Annotated in this window: 14 protein-coding genes; 6 read left to right on the top strand and 8 right to left on the bottom strand. The window is 69.8% G+C overall.

Going from position 1 to position 17,778, the window contains the following annotated elements:
- Positions 1–33: 33 nt before the first annotated feature.
- Together ABZV91_RS21995 and ABZV91_RS21990 are read right to left on the bottom strand one after the other, a co-directional pair.
- Positions 34–630, bottom strand: a complete 597-nt coding sequence (locus ABZV91_RS21995; protein WP_355244688.1) for a hypothetical protein — start codon at positions 628–630, stop codon at positions 34–36.
- Positions 631–952: 322 nt separating this feature from the next.
- Positions 953–1,840 carry a peptidylprolyl isomerase gene (locus tag ABZV91_RS21990; protein WP_355244685.1) on the bottom strand — a complete coding sequence of 296 codons (888 nt, stop codon included), beginning with the start codon at positions 1,838–1,840 and terminating at the stop codon, positions 953–955.
- Between the two features lie 192 nt (positions 1,841–2,032).
- On the opposite strand from ABZV91_RS21990, the gene hisS reads away from it, so the two are divergent.
- Positions 2,033–3,295: a histidine--tRNA ligase gene (gene hisS / locus ABZV91_RS21985; RefSeq protein WP_355244682.1), complete on the top strand. Its 1,263-nt coding sequence runs from the start codon at positions 2,033–2,035 to the stop codon at positions 3,293–3,295.
- Positions 3,296–3,443: 148 nt separating this feature from the next.
- Complete coding sequence (locus tag ABZV91_RS21980) at positions 3,444–4,097, top strand: hypothetical protein (protein ID WP_355244679.1); 654 nt, start codon at positions 3,444–3,446, stop codon at positions 4,095–4,097.
- Positions 4,098–4,285: 188 nt separating this feature from the next.
- Here the strand turns inward: ABZV91_RS21980 and ABZV91_RS21975 are convergent, their stop codons facing one another.
- The 4 genes from ABZV91_RS21975 to ABZV91_RS21960 form a co-directional block, all read right to left on the bottom strand.
- Positions 4,286–5,374, bottom strand: a complete 1,089-nt coding sequence (locus tag ABZV91_RS21975) for a 2-oxoacid:ferredoxin oxidoreductase subunit beta (RefSeq protein WP_355244676.1) — start codon at positions 5,372–5,374, stop codon at positions 4,286–4,288.
- Positions 5,371–7,332: a 2-oxoacid:acceptor oxidoreductase subunit alpha gene (locus ABZV91_RS21970; RefSeq protein WP_355244673.1), complete on the bottom strand. Its 1,962-nt coding sequence runs from the start codon at positions 7,330–7,332 to the stop codon at positions 5,371–5,373. Before ABZV91_RS21970 ends, ABZV91_RS21975 begins: the two co-directional genes overlap by 4 nt.
- Positions 7,333–7,796: 464 nt before the next feature.
- Complete coding sequence (locus ABZV91_RS21965; protein ID WP_355244670.1) at positions 7,797–8,813, bottom strand: Rv2578c family radical SAM protein; 1,017 nt, start codon at positions 8,811–8,813, stop codon at positions 7,797–7,799.
- A 31-nt stretch (positions 8,814–8,844) separates the two neighbouring features.
- Positions 8,845–9,846: an NAD-dependent epimerase/dehydratase family protein gene (locus ABZV91_RS21960; protein ID WP_355244667.1), complete on the bottom strand. Its 1,002-nt coding sequence runs from the start codon at positions 9,844–9,846 to the stop codon at positions 8,845–8,847.
- Between the two features lie 202 nt (positions 9,847–10,048).
- Here ABZV91_RS21960 and ABZV91_RS21955 point away from each other — a divergent pair, with 202 nt between their 5' ends.
- Positions 10,049–10,366: a type VII secretion target gene (locus ABZV91_RS21955; RefSeq protein ID WP_355244664.1), complete on the top strand. Its 318-nt coding sequence runs from the start codon at positions 10,049–10,051 to the stop codon at positions 10,364–10,366.
- The gene (locus ABZV91_RS21950) at positions 10,363–11,970 is read left to right on the top strand and encodes a hypothetical protein (RefSeq protein WP_355244662.1); all 1,608 of its coding nucleotides are present in this window, start codon (positions 10,363–10,365) and stop codon (positions 11,968–11,970) included. Before ABZV91_RS21955 ends, ABZV91_RS21950 begins: the two co-directional genes overlap by 4 nt.
- A 19-nt stretch (positions 11,971–11,989) precedes the next feature.
- On the opposite strand, the gene ABZV91_RS21945 is transcribed toward ABZV91_RS21950, so the two are convergent.
- Positions 11,990–12,916, bottom strand: coding sequence for a neutral zinc metallopeptidase (locus ABZV91_RS21945; protein WP_355244659.1), 927 nt, complete (start codon positions 12,914–12,916; stop codon positions 11,990–11,992).
- Between the two features lie 146 nt (positions 12,917–13,062).
- Between ABZV91_RS21945 and aspS the strand changes: the two genes are divergently transcribed.
- Positions 13,063–14,889 carry an aspartate--tRNA ligase gene (gene aspS / locus ABZV91_RS21940; RefSeq protein WP_355244656.1) on the top strand — a complete coding sequence of 609 codons (1,827 nt, stop codon included), beginning with the start codon at positions 13,063–13,065 and terminating at the stop codon, positions 14,887–14,889.
- 4 nt (positions 14,890–14,893) lie between these two features.
- On the opposite strand, the gene ABZV91_RS21935 is transcribed toward aspS, so the two are convergent.
- Complete coding sequence (locus ABZV91_RS21935) at positions 14,894–15,901, bottom strand: hypothetical protein (protein ID WP_355244653.1); 1,008 nt, start codon at positions 15,899–15,901, stop codon at positions 14,894–14,896.
- Positions 15,902–16,092: 191 nt separating this feature from the next.
- Between ABZV91_RS21935 and ABZV91_RS21930 the strand changes: the two genes are divergently transcribed.
- Positions 16,093–17,259 carry a kinase gene (locus ABZV91_RS21930; protein ID WP_355244650.1) on the top strand — a complete coding sequence of 389 codons (1,167 nt, stop codon included), beginning with the start codon at positions 16,093–16,095 and terminating at the stop codon, positions 17,257–17,259.
- The last annotated feature ends 519 nt before the right edge of the window (positions 17,260–17,778 follow it).

The following is a 17,778-nucleotide window of genomic DNA, read 5'->3' as shown; positions in this document are numbered from 1 at the left end:
CGGGCGTTCATCGTCTCCGGCCGGAACCGCGGCCTACCGGCTGCGTTCGAGGCCCCGGGCCAGCTGTTCCTGTTCCCGGGCGCGCTGCACCGCCGGTGCCCGGTCGGGCCGGTTGCGTACCGCCTCGCTCGGTGGGGTGGCCTGTCCTACCTCGACCAGCATCCGGGCCGCGGCCAATTCCGGTGCGACACCGATCTTGGCCAGATGCGCGGCCAGCGCCGCCCGCCGCTCCACCGAGTCGTAGCGGACCGTGTCCGCCGCGCTGCTCGCCTGATCGGACTTCTCGGCGAACGAGCTCATCGAGAAGCGGTCCTTCTCGAGCTGGACACCGCGATAACCGGGCGCTTCCCGATGCGGCACCGAGGTGCCCGGTGGCCCGATCTCCGCGACCGACCGCGAAATGGTCTGTGCCAGAGCCAGGTTGCGCGGATCCTTGGCCTTGGCGTCGCGCGCTTCACGGATCTGCAGCTCCCGGGCCTCTTTCACCCGGGCCTCGGTCATCTTGACCCGCATCTCGGCTTCCCGCTGACCGCGCTCCCGGGCCTTGAGTGCGACCAATGTCGCGATCTGCAACATCGTTTTCATCATGGCCGCGGTTTCCCGGCCGATGTCGTCCAGTTCCTCGGACATGGCTGCTCCCCGATACTGCGGTGTGCACTATAGGACGGTGTGGTGCCACGGCATCGCGGACCGCGCCGGCGGATCGGGATCCGCGGCCCGGCCCGCGAACCGCCCGGCGACAGTCCGCCCGGCGCGACGCGAACACCGGAAGAACCCGCGAGTGGTGCCCCGGCCCGGAATTGCGACCGGCGAGCACGACTTGGTCACGCGCACTCCCTTTTTCGAGATTACCCGAGAACTGGGGGCTCGGTCTTCGCAACGTTGCGCCGACCAGCATATATCGCCGGTAACCGCGGTGCGGGGAACGCGCCGGACGGTGGGACCGCCGGGATCAGTCGATCCGGACCGAGTTCAGCGTGACCGGCTGCGTCGGTTTGCCGTCACCGGGGCCGTTGGACTCGTCCTGGCCCTGACCGGCGATCTTGTCCAGGGTCGCCAGGCCACCCTCGTCCACGGTGCCGAAAATCGTGTAGTTCGGCGGGAGCATCGAATCGCCGTACACGATGAAGAACTGGCTGCCGTTGGTGCCCGGCCCGGCATTGGCCATGGCCAGGACGCCGCGGCTGTAGCTGATCGGCTGCTGCAGGGCCGGATCGTTCGGCGCGAACTGATCGGTGGGGTACTCGTTGTCGAATTCGTAGCCCGGGCCACCGCTGCCGGTACCGGTCGGGTCACCGCACTGCAGCACCTTCAGGCCCTCGCCCTGGGTGAGGCGGTGGCAGTTCGTGCCGTCGAAGTAACCCTGGCCGGCCAGACTGGCGAAGCTGTTCACCGTGCAGGGCGACTCGGCGTTGTTCAGCGTCAGTCCGAGGGGGCCCTGGTTGCTGTCCACGCTGATGCTCAGCGAGGAGTTGCCGTCCCCGGTCTGGATACCCTCCGCTCGCGGTTTCTGTACCGGCTTGGCCGCGGGTTCCGCGCTGTCCCGGTAGGTGCAGTTCACACTGGCGGGTTTGGCGGCCGCCGGCGGTGGCGCCGCCACCGCCGGCGTGCTGGACAGTGAGGCGTCCGGTGTCTGCGAGGCATTGGAGGCCGTATCGGCGCTCTCGCCGCCGCGGGTCAGAAAATACACCCCGGTCACCGCGGCGATCACCACGACGACCCCGAGCGCCGATCCGGCGATGGTCAGTTGTTTACGCTTGCGCGCGCGTTCGGCCCGGTTGGCGAGCTGTCGTTCCAGCTTGCGTTTCGCCGCCGCTCGGCGTTGTTCGTTGCTGGGCACTACCACGTTCCTCCCGTGCGGCGGCCGGGCCGGCAGGCCCGGCCGGTCGCGGCTGGTCTGTTGCTTCCGGCACTAGAGTCTGCCATCTCCGGCGGCCGGCACCCGGATATCGACCGGACCGGCCGCCGCGGGGTGCGGGTACAGCGGAACCGGTTGGACTCGACCGGGGCGGGTGGGGGAAACTGGTTCACCGTGACCAAGACCAGCAGCTTCTCCGCCCCGAAGGGGGTGCCGGATTACGTTCCGCCCGGTTCGGCCGAGTTCGTCGCGGTACGCGACGGTCTGCTCCGTGCCGCCCGACTCGCCGGGTACGGGCATATCGAGCTGCCGGTCTTCGAGGACACCGAACTGTTCGCCCGGGGTGTCGGCGAATCCACCGACGTGGTGAGCAAGGAGATGTTCACCTTCTCCGATCGCAGCGAACGCAGCGTCACCCTCCGCCCCGAGGGCACCGCCGGGGTGATGCGCGCGGTGATCGAACACGGCCTGGACCGCGGCCAGCTACCGGTCAAGCTGAGCTACGCCGGCCCGTTCTTCCGCTACGAGCGGCCGCAGAAGGGCCGGTACCGGCAGTTGCAGCAGGTCGGTGTGGAGGCCATCGGTGTCGACGATCCCGCGCTGGACGCCGAGGTCATCGCGGTCGCCGACGCCGGATTCCGGAGTCTGGGCCTGACCGGGTTCCGGTTGGAGATCACCTCGCTCGGTGACGAGACCTGCCGCCCGCAGTACCGCGAACGACTGCAGGAATTCCTGTTCGGGCTGGACCTGGATGCCGAGACCCGGCGGCGGGCCGAGATCAACCCGCTGCGCGTGCTCGACGACAAGCGGCCCGAGGTGCGAGAGATGACCGCGACGGCGCCGCTGATGATCGATCACCTGTCCGAATCCGCGAAGACCCACTTCGACCAGGCTCTCGCGCACCTCGACGCGCTCGGCGTGCCGTATGTCCTGAACCCGCGCATGGTGCGCGGTCTGGACTACTACACGAAGACGACCTTCGAGTTCGTGCACGACGGGCTGGGCGCCCAGTCCGGGATCGGTGGCGGCGGCCGCTACGACGGCCTCATGGCCGAGCTGGGCGGGCAGGCGCTGTCCGGGATCGGCTTCGGCCTCGGTGTCGACCGCACGGTCCTGGCGCTGGCCGCCGAGGGCGTGACGGCGGGCGACCCGGCCCGTTGCGAGGTATTCGGTGTTCCGCTGGGTGAAGCCGCCAAACAGCGCATGGTGGTCCTGGCCGGTGAGTTGCGCGCCGCGGGGGTCCGGGTGGATCTGGCCTACGGCGACCGCGGGGTGAAGGGCGCCATGAAGGCCGCGGACCGGTCGGGCGCGCGCTCGACGCTCATCCTGGGCGATCGCGACCTGGCCGAGGGGACTATCGGGCTCAAGGATATGCAGACCGGTGACCAGCGGCAGATCCCGCTCGACGAGATCGTCGCCACACTGGCCCCGCGGTAGCCCGATCGGTCGCCGCGGGACCGGCCGTGACAGCCCGCCCGCTGGAAATCGTTCGGGCCGACCCCGGTCGCCGGAACCGAGCGGTCGCGGAACACGCGCGGTCCGACGGCTCGTAGTACTGTCCGGTGGACCCCGTCCCCGGACCGAAATGCGCGCCGTGACCGATGCACCCCCGCCCGATCCCGACCAGCGAATCGGGCTGGACCTCGTCGCCCCCGAGCTCTACGGCCCGGTGCTGCGGCGGCTGGCGCTGGTCGCGGTCGCTCTGGCCCTCGGGATAGGCGTACTCGCCGGATTGCTGTTCGGCCCACCGGCGGGGCTGATGGCGGCATCGGTCGTGGCCGTACCGGTCGTCGGATACGTCGTGGCAGTCCAGCGGCGCCGGCTGTCGCTGCGTGGGGCCGTCGTCGAGGCCCGCACCCTGCTGGGTGCCCGGTCACTCGATATCGCGGCCGTCACCGGCGTGGAGCTGCTCGTGTACCCGGGGCGGCTCAGTCGCCTGGTACTGCGGCTCACCGCCGGCCCCGACCAGCAGATCGTCCCGCTGGCCATGTACACCGACGCCGGTAGCGGTCGCGAGCTGCACCTGCTGGGACTGCGGCGGCTGGCGGACGCGCTGGTGCGCAGCGAACTCCCCGCGGCCCTCTCGGTCGCCGATCTGCTCGTCCATCAGCTCCGCGCCGAGGCCCGCGACGCGCCGCTTCCGCAGCGGCCGCTGTACCGGGCGGTGACGCTGACCCGGGCCAAGGACTATGTCGCTCCGATCGTGCTCACCGACCAGGAGATCGCGACCCTCTACTGAGCGCCGAGTCCTCGGCGGCCGCTATCGGACCGCCTCGGGAGAGCGCGCGGGTGCCGGCACCCGTCGCCCGGGCAACCAGGGTGTGCGGCAGGAACGTGTCCGATCCCGTCGCACCCCACCGCCGCGACGAGAGCGGTGCGGACCGGTCGGTGTACGCGTGCCGTCGATCGCCCTCGCCGGCGAGACGCTCAGCCCACCGTCCAGGTCTCGGAACCGGTGAGCAGGTTCTGCAGTGAATCGGTGGTCACCGGGAACCGTTCCCGCGCCGCGGCGGTCTGCGCCCGGACACCGTCGTCGTAGGTGGGCCGGTCGACCGCCCGGAAGACGCCCGTGACCACGTGGTCCAGGTCCTGGTCGGAGAGCCGGGACAGCGCGTAGGCGTATTCGGGGTCGTCGGTGTGCGCGTCGTGCACCACGATCTCGTCGTCGGGAACATTGGCCGACGGCACCACGGCGAGACCGAAACCGCGGCGCACCACGGCGTATTCACCGTCGGCGCCGAACCGCAGCGGCTCCCCGTGGCGCAGGCCGACGAGCCGGGATTCGCTGTCCCCGCGGCGCAGTACGTCGAAGGATCCGTCGTTGAAGATCGGGCAGTCCTGCAGGATCTCCACGAAGGAGGTGCCACGGTGCTCGGCGGCGGCGCGCAGCACCTCGTTCAGGCCGGCGCGGTCGGAGTCCAGGGCGCGGGCCGCGAAGGTCGCCTCGGCGCCCAGGGCCACGGACAGGGTGTTGAACGGGTGGTCCACCGAACCCATCGGGGTGGATTTGGTCACCTTGCCCGGTTCCGAGGTGGGGGAGTACTGGCCCTTGGTCAGGCCGTAGATGCGATTGTTGAACAGCAGGATCGTCATATTGACATTGCGGCGCAGCGCGTGGATCAGATGATTGCCACCGATGGAGAGCGCGTCACCGTCGCCGGTGACCACCCAGACCGACAGATCCGGGCGGGTCACCGCCAAACCGGTGGCGATGGCCGGCGCGCGGCCGTGGATGGAGTGGATACCGTAGGCGTCGAGGTAGTAGGGGAAGCGGCTCGAGCAGCCGATCCCGGAGACGAACATCAGGTTCTCCCGGCGCAGGCCGAGATCGGCGAGAAAACCGCGCACGGTGGCGAGGATGACGTAGTCGCCGCAGCCGGGACACCAGCGCACCTCCTGATCGGAGGTGTAGTCCTTGGCCTTCTGCGGGCCGTCGGCGGTCGGTACCCCGGTCAGGCCCGAGACCGGGGTGAGCCCCAGGTCGGTTCCGGTCAGCGATGTTTCGACGATGGTCATGATTCGCCCCCGTTCGTGCGATACGTGGCCCGGGCCCGCGCGGTGCGGGCCTTGTCGTGCTCGAGTACGGCCAGGGTGCCCTCCATCGCCGCGTCGATGACGCCGACGAGTTCCTGGGCGGAGAACGCGGTACCGGCGACCTTGGTCCACGGTTGGACGTCCACCAGGTACTTCGCGCGCAGCAGCATCGCCAGCTGGCCGCCGTTCATCTCCGGCGCGACGACCGTGGGGTATCGGCGCAGGACCTCGCCCAGATCGGAGGGCAGCGGATTGAGATGCCGCAGATGTAGTTGGGCCACCCGGCCGCCCCGGCGCCGCACCCGCCGGCACGCTTCCCCGATCGGTCCGTAGGAACTGCCCCAACCGATCAGCAGGACCTCGGCCGCGCCGTCGGGATCGTCCACCTCGGCCGGCGGCACGGTGATCCCGTCGATCTTGGCCTGCCGCAACCGCACCATCAGGTCGTGATTGGCCGGATCGTAGGAGATATCGCCGCTGCCGTCGGCCTTCTCCAACCCCCCGATCCGATGGGCCCGGCCCGCGGTGCCCGGGACCGCCAGCGGCCGCGCCAGCGTTTCCGGATCGCGGGCATAGGGCAGGAACTCACCCTCCGCGTCGGTCTCGAAACCCGGGTCGATGGGATCGAGATCGGCTACCGCGGGGATGGCCCACGGTTCGGACCCGTTGGCGATCGAACCGTCGGACAACAGCAGCACCGGGGTTCGGTAGGTGAGGGCGATCCGGGCGGCTTCCACCGCGGTGGCGAAACAGTCGGCCGGCGACCGCGGGGCCAGCACGGCCACCGGGGATTCGCCGTTGCGTCCGTACAGGGCCTGCAGCAGATCGGCCTGCTCGGTCTTGGTGGGCAGTCCGGTGGACGGGCCGCCGCGCTGCACATCGACGATCACCAGCGGGAGTTCGGTCATCACGGCCAGACCGATGGTCTCGCTCTTGAGCGCCAACCCGGGACCCGAGGTGCTGGTGACCCCCAGCGCGCCACCGAGGGACGCGCCCAGCGCGGCGCCGATCCCGGCGATCTCGTCCTCGGCCTGGAAGGTGGTGACGCCGAAGTTCTTGTGTTTGCTCAGCTCGTGCAGGATATCGGAGGCGGGGGTGATGGGATAGGTGCCCAGGAACACGGGCAGCCCCGCCAGCGAACCGGCCGTGATGAGCCCATATGCCAGCGCCGTGTTACCGGTGATCTGCCGGTAGGTGCCGGTGGGCAGTACCGCCGGGGCCACGCGGTAGGTGGTGGCGAAGGCCTCGGTGGTCTCGCCGTAGTTCCAGCCCGCCCGGAACGCGAGAATATTGGCCTCGGCGATATCCGGTTTCGCGGCGAACTTCTCCCGCAGGAATTTTTCCGTACCGCCGATCGGCCGCCCGTACATCCAGGACAGCAGGCCCAGCGCGAACATGTTCTTGGCACGCTGGCCGTCCTTCTTGCCGACGCCGGTGGACTCGGTGGCGGCCAGCGTGAGCGAGGTCATCGGCACCTGGTGCAGCACGAACTCGCCGAGACTGTCGTCGGACAGCGGATCGGCCGCGTATCCGACCTTGGTGAGGTTGCGTTTGGTGAACTCGTCGGTATTGACGATGACGGTGCCGCCGCGTGGTAATTCGCCCAGATTCGCCTTCAGCGCCGCCGGGTTCATCGCGACCAGCACGTCCGGCTGATCACCGGCGGTGAGGATATCGTGGTCGGCGATCTGGATCTGGAACGACGACACACCCGGCAGCGTCCCCTGCGGGGCCCGGATCTCGGCCGGAAAGTTGGGCTGGGTGGCCAGATCGTTGCCGAAGGCCGCCGCTTCGTGGGTGAACCGGTCGCCGGTGAGCTGCATACCGTCGCCCGAGTCGCCCGCGAAGCGGATGACGACACGGTCCAATACCGCTGTGCCGGAGTCGGTCTCGGCGGAAGCGGTGCCGGGGCGGCCGATATTGTCGTGGTGCGAAACCATACGCGTGCTTCACTTCCTCGTCGAAATGAGCTGCCGCTCGCCAACCTACCCCGGCGCGGGGTCGCCGCGCCGGAAAAGCACCCGGCCGGGTCGGCGGCGGAAGCGGAACGAGGTGTTCCTGCGCCTCACTTGTCTGGTACCCACCAGGGTAGATGCGCCGAGGTGGGAGGTGCCACGACCCGGACCCGGCCGGACCCGGCCCACCGGAGGGCCCGGCCGCCTGGTCGGGGGCTGCTTCTCCGCCCGGGAGAGCGGCCGGTACCGTCGCGGCTCCACCGGTCGCTCACGCGGTGGCGCTCGGGCGAACGGTACGTCGGCGTGTTCGAAGAACCGCAGGTCGGCTTCTCCGGTGCCGCGTCAGCAGGTCTGTGAGGGGTTCGTCGCGGTGGATCGGAGGGCACCACCACGCGACCGCGCCCGCCTCCCTCGCGACCCACCCGCCGGGGAGGCGGCGCCGGGGACGGTCAGGCGAAGAGCTCGAGCTGCGGGGCCGTCCGGGGCTCGACGGGGGGAGGGGTGCGGGGTTCGGCTGCACGGTCGGGAAGCAGGCCGTGCCGCTCCAGGAGCGGATCGATACGTTCGCGCAACCAGCCGGCGTATTCGGGGGCGACCACGGCACCGCGCCGGTACAGCTGGCGGTAGCGGCGCAGCAGTGCCGGATGGTGTTCGGCCAGCCAGCCCAGGAACCAGCCCCGGGTGCTGCCGCGCAGGTGCAGGGGCAGCGCGACCGCCGACGCCGCGCCGGCCGCGGCCAGTTCGCCGAACAACTCGTCGAGCTGGGACCGGCCGTCGGTGAGGTACGGGATCACCGGCGCCACCATGACGTTCACCGCGAAACCCGCGTCGCTACAGGCACGCACCAGGTCCAGCCGGGCACGTGGCGACGGGGTACCCGGTTCCAGTCCGCGGTGCAGTTCGGGTTCCAGCAGCGCCAGGGAGATACCGAGGTGCACCGGCACTTCCCGGGCGGCCAGCGTGAGCAGCGGCAGATCCCGGTGCAGCAGGGTGCCCTTGGTGAGGAGGGAGAACGGCGTCCCGGAATCGGTCAGGGCGCCGATGATTCCGGGCATCAGCCGATACCGTCCCTCCGCGCGCTGGTAGGGATCGGTGTTGGTGCCCAGCGCCACCTTCTCCCGGTGCCAGGACCGGCGGGTGAGCTCGCGCCGCAGCACGGCGGCGATATTGGTCTTCACGACGATCTGGGTGTCGAAATCCGTTCCGGCGTCGAGTTCCAGGTATTCGTGCGACCCGCGCGCGAAACAGTAGCGGCAGGCGTGCGAACAACCGCGCATCGGATTGACCGTCCACTTGAACGGCAGGTTCGATTCCTCGGGAACCTTGTTCAGCGCGCTCTTGCAGAGCACTTCGTGGAAGGTGATCCCGTCGAATTCGGGAGTCTGTACGGTGCGGGCGAATCCGGCCCGGTCCAGCCCGGGCAGCGCGCCGTCGTCGGCGTCCAGGGTTTGGTTCTGCCACCGCACCGGACCAGTCGAACACGCGTTCTATGTACTGTCAAGCAGTCGGGGTGAAATCCGGCAGCGGGGCGTGCGGGTCGGCGAAGAACGCGACCAGGTCGCGCACCGTGTCGTCGATGGGACGCGGCCGGTAGCCGAGTTCCCGGGTCGCCTTGCCGTGGTCGACCAGCGGCGCCGAGACAAGCGCGCCGAGCGCGGCCCTGGAGACGATATCGGTGCCCAGCCGCTTACCGATCGGCTCCATGACGGGGATGAGGCCCGACACCAGTTTCGGCGGGATGGAGAAGCGCGGTCCCTTCTTCCCGCCGTGCCGTGCGGCCATCCGGCACAGATCGAGCATGGAGATCATCTCGCCGCCGATCAGATAGTTCTCTCCGGTCCGGCCGTGCTCACCGGCCAGGACGAGACCGCGCGCCACATCCCGGACGTCCACCAGGTCGAATCCGCCGTCGATCATGGCCGGGATACGGCCGCGTGCGGCGTCGCGCAGCGAGCGGTTGATACGCGAGAGCGGGCTGCCGTGATCGGCCGGGCCGAAAACCCCGGTGGGATTGCAGATCACCGCGTCCAGGCCGGCGTCGACCACCGTGCGCAGTGCGATCTCACCGGCCCATTTGGACCGGTCGTACACCGGCAGGCCCGCCTCGGTGGATCGCTGGGTCGTCTCATCGATATTGCCGCCGCAACTGTACTGGTCGAAGGCGTGGATCGAGCTGGCGTGCACGAACCGCCGTACCCCGACGGCATGCGCGGCCTCGGCGACCACACGGACGCCCTCGGTGTTCACCCGCCAGGCCAGGTCGTGTTTGTCGGCGAGAGTGATCACCGCGACCAGGTGGTAGACGATCTCGGCGCCGTCGAGTGCGGCGCGCATGGATTCGGGGTCCAGGACGTCGGCGCTCACCCAGGAGATGTTCGCCGCGCCCGGCTGCCGGGGTGCCACCCGATCGATGGCGACGATCTCGTCGCCCCGCTCGGCGAGCAGCGGGAGCAGATTCGTACCCAGGTAGCCGGCTGCGCCGGTCACTGCGACCTTCATGGAGACGAGAATATAGAACTCGTTCTAATTTGCAACAGGTTCTAGTTTTGCGGTCCCCGCCGCGTCTCGTGTGCGGCAGGTCGAGTGGGCTATATTCGGGCGGCAACCATTTGGTACCGCGAGGGGTGCGCGTCGTTGCGGCACACGACATGTTCCACGCGGTGGCCACGATGATGTTCACGGAGAATCAGGGGGGAGCTCGATGAGTAATCTCTCGGTAGCGACCGAGGCGCTGCGCGCGTTCGGAATCACGAATTCCGGAATCGGGACCGAGATCGCGGCGGCCGGCAATATCGACGCGGTGGCCAATGTCGCCGCACTGACACCGGTTTTCGGTTTGATCGGCGCCGACTATCTGGCCATGTTCGCGGCCGCCCAGGTGCTGCAGGCGCGCGATATCAACGATCTGTCGGCCAAATACCAGAAACTGTCGGAGGCGGCCTTCACCTCCGCGTTCGCCTACGACGCCACCGACGACGGTACGGCCGGTGTGCTCGGCGCGGCCGGGGGTGGCCTGTGAAACCGCTCGACACCACCGCCTCCGCGGGCCTTATCGCGCCCGAACTCCAGCACGTGGCGCCGACCGTCCCCGTGAATGCTCCGGAAGCCGCCGCACCGGACCCGGCCGCCGCCATCCAGGATGTTCCGCTCGCGCAGTTGCCCGAGGGCGAACAGCCGGTGGACGCACCGGAATTCGTGCTTTCGCGGCGGATCTCCGACGACGCACCACAGACCGGGATGCCCGCGGCGGGTCTGCCCGGGTCGCCCGGGCCGGGTGGGGAGCCGGCCGGAGCGCAGGACATCCTTTCCGGGGCTGCCGAGGAGGCCTCCGCGCAGGCGAACGAGCTCCTGGGGGTGGTCGACGAGGCCGCGGCGCCGGTGCTGGAGACCGCCGAGGGCGTGCTGGGGCAGGTGCTGAACACGGCCGCCGGCGGTGGCGTCCCCGCCGGTGCCGGCGCCGCCGCGGCCGGAGCCACCCCGGCGGCGGCCGCCCCGGCCCTGCCCGCCGATCCGGTGGGAGCCCTGCTCGGTGGCGCCGCCCTGCCGGCCCTGCCCGGTATCGATGTGCTGTTCCAGCCGATCCGCGACCTGCTCGGCAGTTTCGGTACCGGGGTCATCGGAGCCCTGGACCCGACCGCGATCCTGAGCCGGTCCTCCCAGATCATCGAGGTCGCCATGGGCGTGGGCAAGAGCAGCCTGACCGCCATGGGGCAGGTCTGGGAGAGCGATGCCGCGCAGACCGCGCAGACCGCCGGGCAGGAGGCGAACAACTCCGGGCTGCAGACCAGTCAGCGCGGGATCGATATCGCTGCCCTGACCCAGGCCGCCGCCGCTGTCGTACAGCAGGGCAATGCCCAGCTCAGCACCATCGCGACCTCGTTCCTGGGACAGGCGGTCGCCCTCGCCCCGGTGGTCATGACACCGCCGGCGCAGACCGCCCTCATCGCCTCGGCGACCGAGCATCTGGGGCAGGCCGTGATCGTGGCCAACGCCACCCGCGGTGACCTCGCCGGAAAAACCGCGGAACTGGGCGGAATGGTGCAGAACCTGCTCGGGGTGGACGGGCAGAAAGCCGCCGAGGCCGCGCAGAGTGTGGCCCAGAGTGTCGGTGAGCCGATCATGCAGCAGGCGCAGAGCCTGGCCTCGGACACCTCGGCTCTCGAATCGGCGCTGGGCTCCGGCGACGACCCGGCCGCGACCACCCTCGCCGGCCTGAACTCCGGGAGCCCGGGCACCACGCCCGGCGGCCCCGGACTCACCACGGGAAGTCCGGGCCTGTCCACCGGATCGCCCGGCGGGACGCCGGGTACGCCCGGTGCGCCCTCGCTGTCCGGAGTGCCCGGAGCGAGCCAGACGCCGCTGACGGGTGTGGTCCGCCCCGGCCTGCCACTGACGGGAATGCCGTCCGCCGCCACCACGCCCGCGTCGAGTTCGTTGATGGGTTCGCCGAGTGGGGCCGCCGGGCAGCGCAACAACAACGACGACGAACACTCCCGAACGGTCGATCCCTATCGGAGCCCGACCGGTAACGACGATCTCACCGGGCCCCTCGGGGAATCCGCGCCCCAGGTCATCGGCGCGGTCGACGCCGATGAGGACGCGGGCTACGACAACCAGTTCTGAGCCCGATCGCCCCGGCGGGTCAGCGCAGGCCCGCCGGGTTGCTCAGATCGCCGGCCGAGTAGGTGTCGCAGGCCGCCACCTCGCCGGTGCGGTATCCGGTGAGAAACCATTTCCGGCGCTGGTCGGAGGCGCCGTGCGTCCACGCCTCCGGGTTCACCCGGCCGGTCGCGGCCTCCTGGATCCGGTCGTCACCGACCGCGGCGGCGGCCGAGAGGGCGTCCTCGATATCGGTATCGGTCAGCGGCATCAGCAGCGGTGTATCCGATCCCGGCGCGGGCGTCTTGTCCGCGTAGTGGGCCCAGATACCCCCGTAGCAGTCGGCCTGTAGTTCGGTGCGCACCGCGCCGGACTCCGGGCCACGGGGATCCTGCTGCGCCCGGCCGATATCGCCGAGCAGATTCTGGATGTGGTGGCCCACTTCGTGCGCCACCACGTACTCCTGTGCGAGCGGCCCACCGGAGGCGCCGAACCGGTCCACCAGTTCCTGGAAGAAGCCGACATCGAAGTAGGCGGTCCGGTCGCCGGGGCAGTAGAACGGGCCCACTTCACTGCTCGCGTAGCCGCAGCCGGTCGAAATGCCACCGGTGAACAGGCGGATGCCGGGTTCGCTGTAGTCGACACCGGTCTGTTCGGGCAGTTCCGCCGACCAGACCGAGTCCAGGCTCTGCGCGGTGAGCACCACCCGGCAGTCCACGTACTTGTTGGCGTCGGCGCCGGTCCGGCAGTGCTCGGGAGTACCGGCGGTCTCCCCGGTGCCCTGCTGCGCATCCTCGACCCCGGTGAACTGGCCCAGCATCGAGCCCGGATCCCCGCCCAACAGCAGGGCCAGCACCAGGACGATGAGGCCGCCGGCGCCGCCGCCGAGCGCGATTTTCCCGCCCCGGCCGGGGCCCGGGCCCGACGCGGCGCGACCGGGGTCGATCTGTGATCCCTCGTTGAAGGTCATGGCTGATCCCGTCTGTGAAACCTGTCCACGGCGGCGTGCTCGGCTGCTGGCAATATATCCGTTTACGTCCGCTCGGCGGCGCCCACTACGATGGCAACCGCATCCGGAGGCCGTCCCGGTGTGTTCCGACCGTCGAAAGGAATACCGTGCTGCGCACCCACTTGGCCGGTTCATTGCGAAGTGAACAGGCCGGTCAGACCGTTACCCTCTCCGGTTGGGTGGCACGGCGGCGGGACCACGGTGGCGTGATCTTCATCGATCTGCGCGATGCGTCCGGGGTGGCGCAGGCCGTGTTCCGCGAAGGTCCGGCGGCGGAGCAGGCGCACCGGTTGCGGGCGGAATACTGCGTACGGATCGTCGGCGTGGTGGAACAGCGGCCCGCGGGCAACGAGAACCCGGAACTCCCGACCGGCGCGGTCGAGGTCGACGTCAAGGAACTCGAAGTGCTCAACGAGAGCGCGCCGCTGCCGTTCCAGCTCGACGAACAGCCCGGTGAGGAGGCCCGGCTCCGGTATCGCTACCTGGACCTGCGCCGGGAGGGTCCCGCCCATGCCATCCGGCTGCGATCCAAGGTCAACGCCGCCGCGCGCGCGGTGCTGGCACGGCACGAATTCGTCGAGGTCGAAACTCCGACGCTCACGCGTTCGACTCCCGAGGGCGCCCGTGACTTCCTGGTCCCCGCCCGGCTGCAGCCCGGTAACTTCTACGCCCTGCCGCAGAGCCCGCAGCTGTTCAAGCAGCTGCTGATGGTGGGCGGTATCGAACGCTACTTCCAGATCGCGCGCTGCTACCGCGACGAGGATTTCCGCGCCGACCGCCAGCCCGAGTTCACCCAGCTCGACCTGGAGATGAGCTTCGTCCGGCAGGAGGATGTCATCCTGCTGGCCGAGGACATCCTGGTGGCGCTGTGGGAGCTCGTCGGCTACCGGATCCCCACGCCGATCCCCCATATGACCTACGCCGAGGCGATGCGACGGTTCGGCAGCGATAAACCGGACCTCCGCTTCGGGGTCGAGATCACCGAATGCACCGAGTACTTCGCGAACACCTCGTTCCGGGTGTTCCAGGCACCCTACGTCGGTGCCGTCGTCATGCCGGGCGGGGCGAGCCAGCCGCGGCGGCAGCTCGACGCCTGGCAGGACTGGGCCAAGCAGCGTGGCGCCAAGGGCCTGGCCTACGTCCTGGTCGGCGAGGACGGGACCCTCACCGGACCGGTGGCCAAGAACCTCACCGAGGAGGAACGTGCCGGTCTGGCCGCACACGTCGGCGCCGAACCGGGTGACTGTGTGTTCTTCGCCGCGGGTCCGGCCAAGGCGCAGCGGGCGCTGCTGGGCGCGGCCCGCTCCGAGATCGCCCACCGGGTGGGGCTGATCGACGAGAACGCCTGGTCGTTCGTCTGGATCGTGGACGCCCCGCTGTTCGAACCGGCCGCCGACGCCACCGCCAGCGGTGATGTCGCGCTCGGCCATTCGGCGTGGACGGCGGTGCACCACGCGTTCACCTCGCCGAAACCGGAATCGCTGGACACCTTCGACACCGATCCCGGCGCCGCGCTCGCCTACGCCTACGACATCGTCTGCAACGGCAACGAGATCGGCGGCGGCAGTATCCGTATCCACCGCAAAGACGTGCAGGAGCGCGTGTTCAAGGTGATGGGGATCAGCGAAGCCGAAGCGCAGGAGAAGTTCGGCTTCCTGCTGGACGCGTTCGCCTTCGGCGCCCCACCGCACGGCGGGATCGCCTTCGGCTGGGACCGGATCGTCGCGCTGCTGGCCGGCCTGGACTCCATCCGCGAGGTGATCGCCTTCCCGAAGACCGGTGGTGGGGTCGACCCGCTCACCGACGCGCCGGCGCCGATCACCGCCCTGCAGCGCAAGGAAGCCGGTCTGGACGCCGCACCCCAGACCAAGGGCAAGGGGTCGGAGAGCAACGGCGCCGCGGTGCAGGCCGCGGCGCCGGCCGGCGGCGCCTAGGCCGCTACACGGGCGAAACCGGGCCCCCGGTGAGCGTGCGATACGCGTAGGTGACCGCGATCGTCGCCACCGGGCCCGCGGCCAGCAGGCCGAGTCCGCAGGCCAGCAGGCCCAGTGCCGTCACGACGACCACGGTGAGCACCAGGAGCAGTACCCGTACCGGGTCGCGCAGCACCAGCAGGAAGCTGGACTTGATGGCCTCCACCGGGCTCTGCCCCTGTTCGATCGCGAAGTGCAGCGAGAACATACAGCCGATACCCACCGCGATTCCCGGAAGCAGGCACAGCGCGGAGGCCAAGGTGGTCGCGAGGAAGGCGAGCAGTGCGGTCAGGAACGCGTTCGCCATACTGCCCAGGTAGAAGTAGGAACCGAAACCCGGCCGGTAACCGTCGGTCTCGTACAGGGCCCCCCGCACCATGGCGGCCTGGAGCAGCCACAACCCGGCCATGACGGCGCCGAAGATCACGAACAGGCCGAGCGCCGAGCGCGGCTCCACCACCCGCACGACCAGACAGACCAGCAGGTAGATGATCAGGCCGAGCGAGGTGACCGCGACCCACGGGCCCGGGTTGAGCTTGAACTTCTCCAAGCCGTAGCTGAGCGCGTGGCCGATATCGAGCCGGCCCGGGATCCCCGTGCCGTAGGCCTGGTAGCCGTAGGTCCTGGTGTTCGGGTCCGGTCCGGTGCCGGCCGGACCGTACACCGGCTGCCCGGATACACCATCGGCCTCCGTGGCGCCGTGCGGTGTGGCGGCCGGCGACGCGGCGCCGGGCGCGGCGGGATCCGGTGTCAGGGTGTGGCCCGGCGTGCCGGGCGTTTCGTCCCCGGGGCGCTGCGGGGTCGCGGACGGTTTGCCCGTCGGCGGCGGGGCACCGGGGAGCGGTGTGTCGCTGCTCACCACGGCGCTGCCGCCTTGGGGCGCGGGGGCGGGCCGCGGGCCGCCCGGGACCGGGGGCTGCTCACCTGCCGGATCGCCGGGAGCGGCCGGGGCGGAACGCGGTGTGTCGGTCACGCTGGCATACCTTTCGACGCAACTGGTTTCCGGTGTGGCGCACAGCAGTTCAGATCGAGAAAACCCGACCCGCACAGCGGTGTCAAGCAAGCCGGTCACGCGGCGGGCAGCGCGGCGGACACGCCGAGCGACACGGAAAGGTTGTTCAACCGCTCGCTAGAAGTGACCGAATGCGAGTAACTTGAGATGCGATGACTGCACTACTGGCCGAACGAGCCACCGAAGTCGTATCCGCAGCACAGCAGTTGCTCACAAAGCGAATGGGTGCTCCGGTGAAGCTGAGCGACCCCACCGAGCTCAGTGGCAGCGGACGGACGACCGTCCTGCGCGTACGGGTCGCCGAAAACGCTTTCTCGCTACCCCGCACCCTGATCATCAAGCAGGTGCGCGGGTCGGTCTCGGACCCGAAGAACGTGACCGTCACCCCGGGTGTCGCGAGCGTCGACTCGGCCTTCCTTCGGGAGGCGGTGTCCTACCAGTTCACCACCGCGCTGAGCCGCGGGGAACGGCCCGGCGCCTACCTGATCGCGCACAGCCTGCCCGACCGGTTGCTCGTCCTCAGCGATCTCGGGGAGAACACCAAACTCACCGATGTGCTGCGGTCCGGCGGAGAACCGGCCACCCGCAACGCCATGATGGCGTTCGCGCAGGCGCTCGGCCGGATGCACGCCGCCACCGTGGGCCGCGAACCCGATTTCGTGGCCCTGTTGCGCCGCGTCGACGTCGTGCACCGGGTGGACGGGATCGCCCAGCAGGCCGAATCGGCGGTCGCGGACATGCCCGCGCTGCTGCGCCGTGAACTCGGGATGGAAGTCCCCGACGAGGTGAGCGAACAGATCGCGCACGGCGCACGGCTGTTCACCGGCGGCCGGTTCCGGGCGTTCAGCCCGTCGGATCTGTGCCCGGACAATGTGATCCTCAACGAGGAAGGCGCCCGCATCCTCGACTACGAATGGGGCGGATTCCGGGACGCCACCCTCGATATCGCCTATGCGCTGGTCTCCTTCCCCGGTTGCCTCTGCGATATCGAACTCTCCCGCGAACGCGCCCTGCAGATGGTGGAGGCGTGGCGCGCCGAAGTGGTCGGCGTCTGGCCTGCCCTGGCCGACGACGCACTGCTCGCGGACAAGATCCTCGAAGCCCGGCTCATCTGGGTGTGGCTGAGCACTTACTGGTTCCTCCCGGCCGACCACGCGCGGATCGCCGCCGCCCGCGAACACGGCCTGTCGGTGCCGCGATCGGACGCGCTGCTCAACCGGTGGGCGGGCCTGGCCGAGGACGCGCGGTGCCTCGGCAACGACGCCGTCGGCGATTTCGCCGAAGCCGTCTGCGCGGTCCTCGACGAACACTTCAGCTGAGCTGTGTTCATTTGCGCCGCCTCCGGCGGCGCGGGGTCGAGGCCCCTCGGTCCCGTCGTTCAGCGCCCGAGACTCGCGCTTCGCGCATGGGATGTGCGGTGGGCCGTCCATAGAGTGCGACCCTCGAGCACCTCCGGCCAAGGGCGGCACGAGCCTCGACTCTTTCAGGGCCTCGCCGAACTCGGCACCGAAAGGGCGCTCCTGTTCGCGAAAGCGAGCCGATCCCCGGTCCGCGCCGCCAGCTCCACCACACGCTCGGCCCGGTGCGCAGCGTCGCGGCCACACTCGCCCCCGGCTCCGCACCTCCCGCGGCACCGTTATCGGCCGGCACCCCACACTCCGCCGGCGCCACCGCCGCTATCAGACGCCAGGCCGCCGGCCCGGACGAGTCCGCCTACAGATCCGAATGTCGAGCGACGACGCAACCCCATGTGTCGAGTTCTGCGAGACACCTCCAAGGGTTGAGGCCCGTCTCGCCGTTTCGGCCTCGAAAGCGCCGCGCGAAGCGCAAGTCTCGAG

This window comes from Nocardia sp. NPDC004568 (assembly GCF_040609955.1).
Classification (GTDB): domain Bacteria; phylum Actinomycetota; class Actinomycetes; order Mycobacteriales; family Mycobacteriaceae; genus Nocardia.
This window is presented reverse-complemented; position numbering and strand designations above follow the sequence as displayed.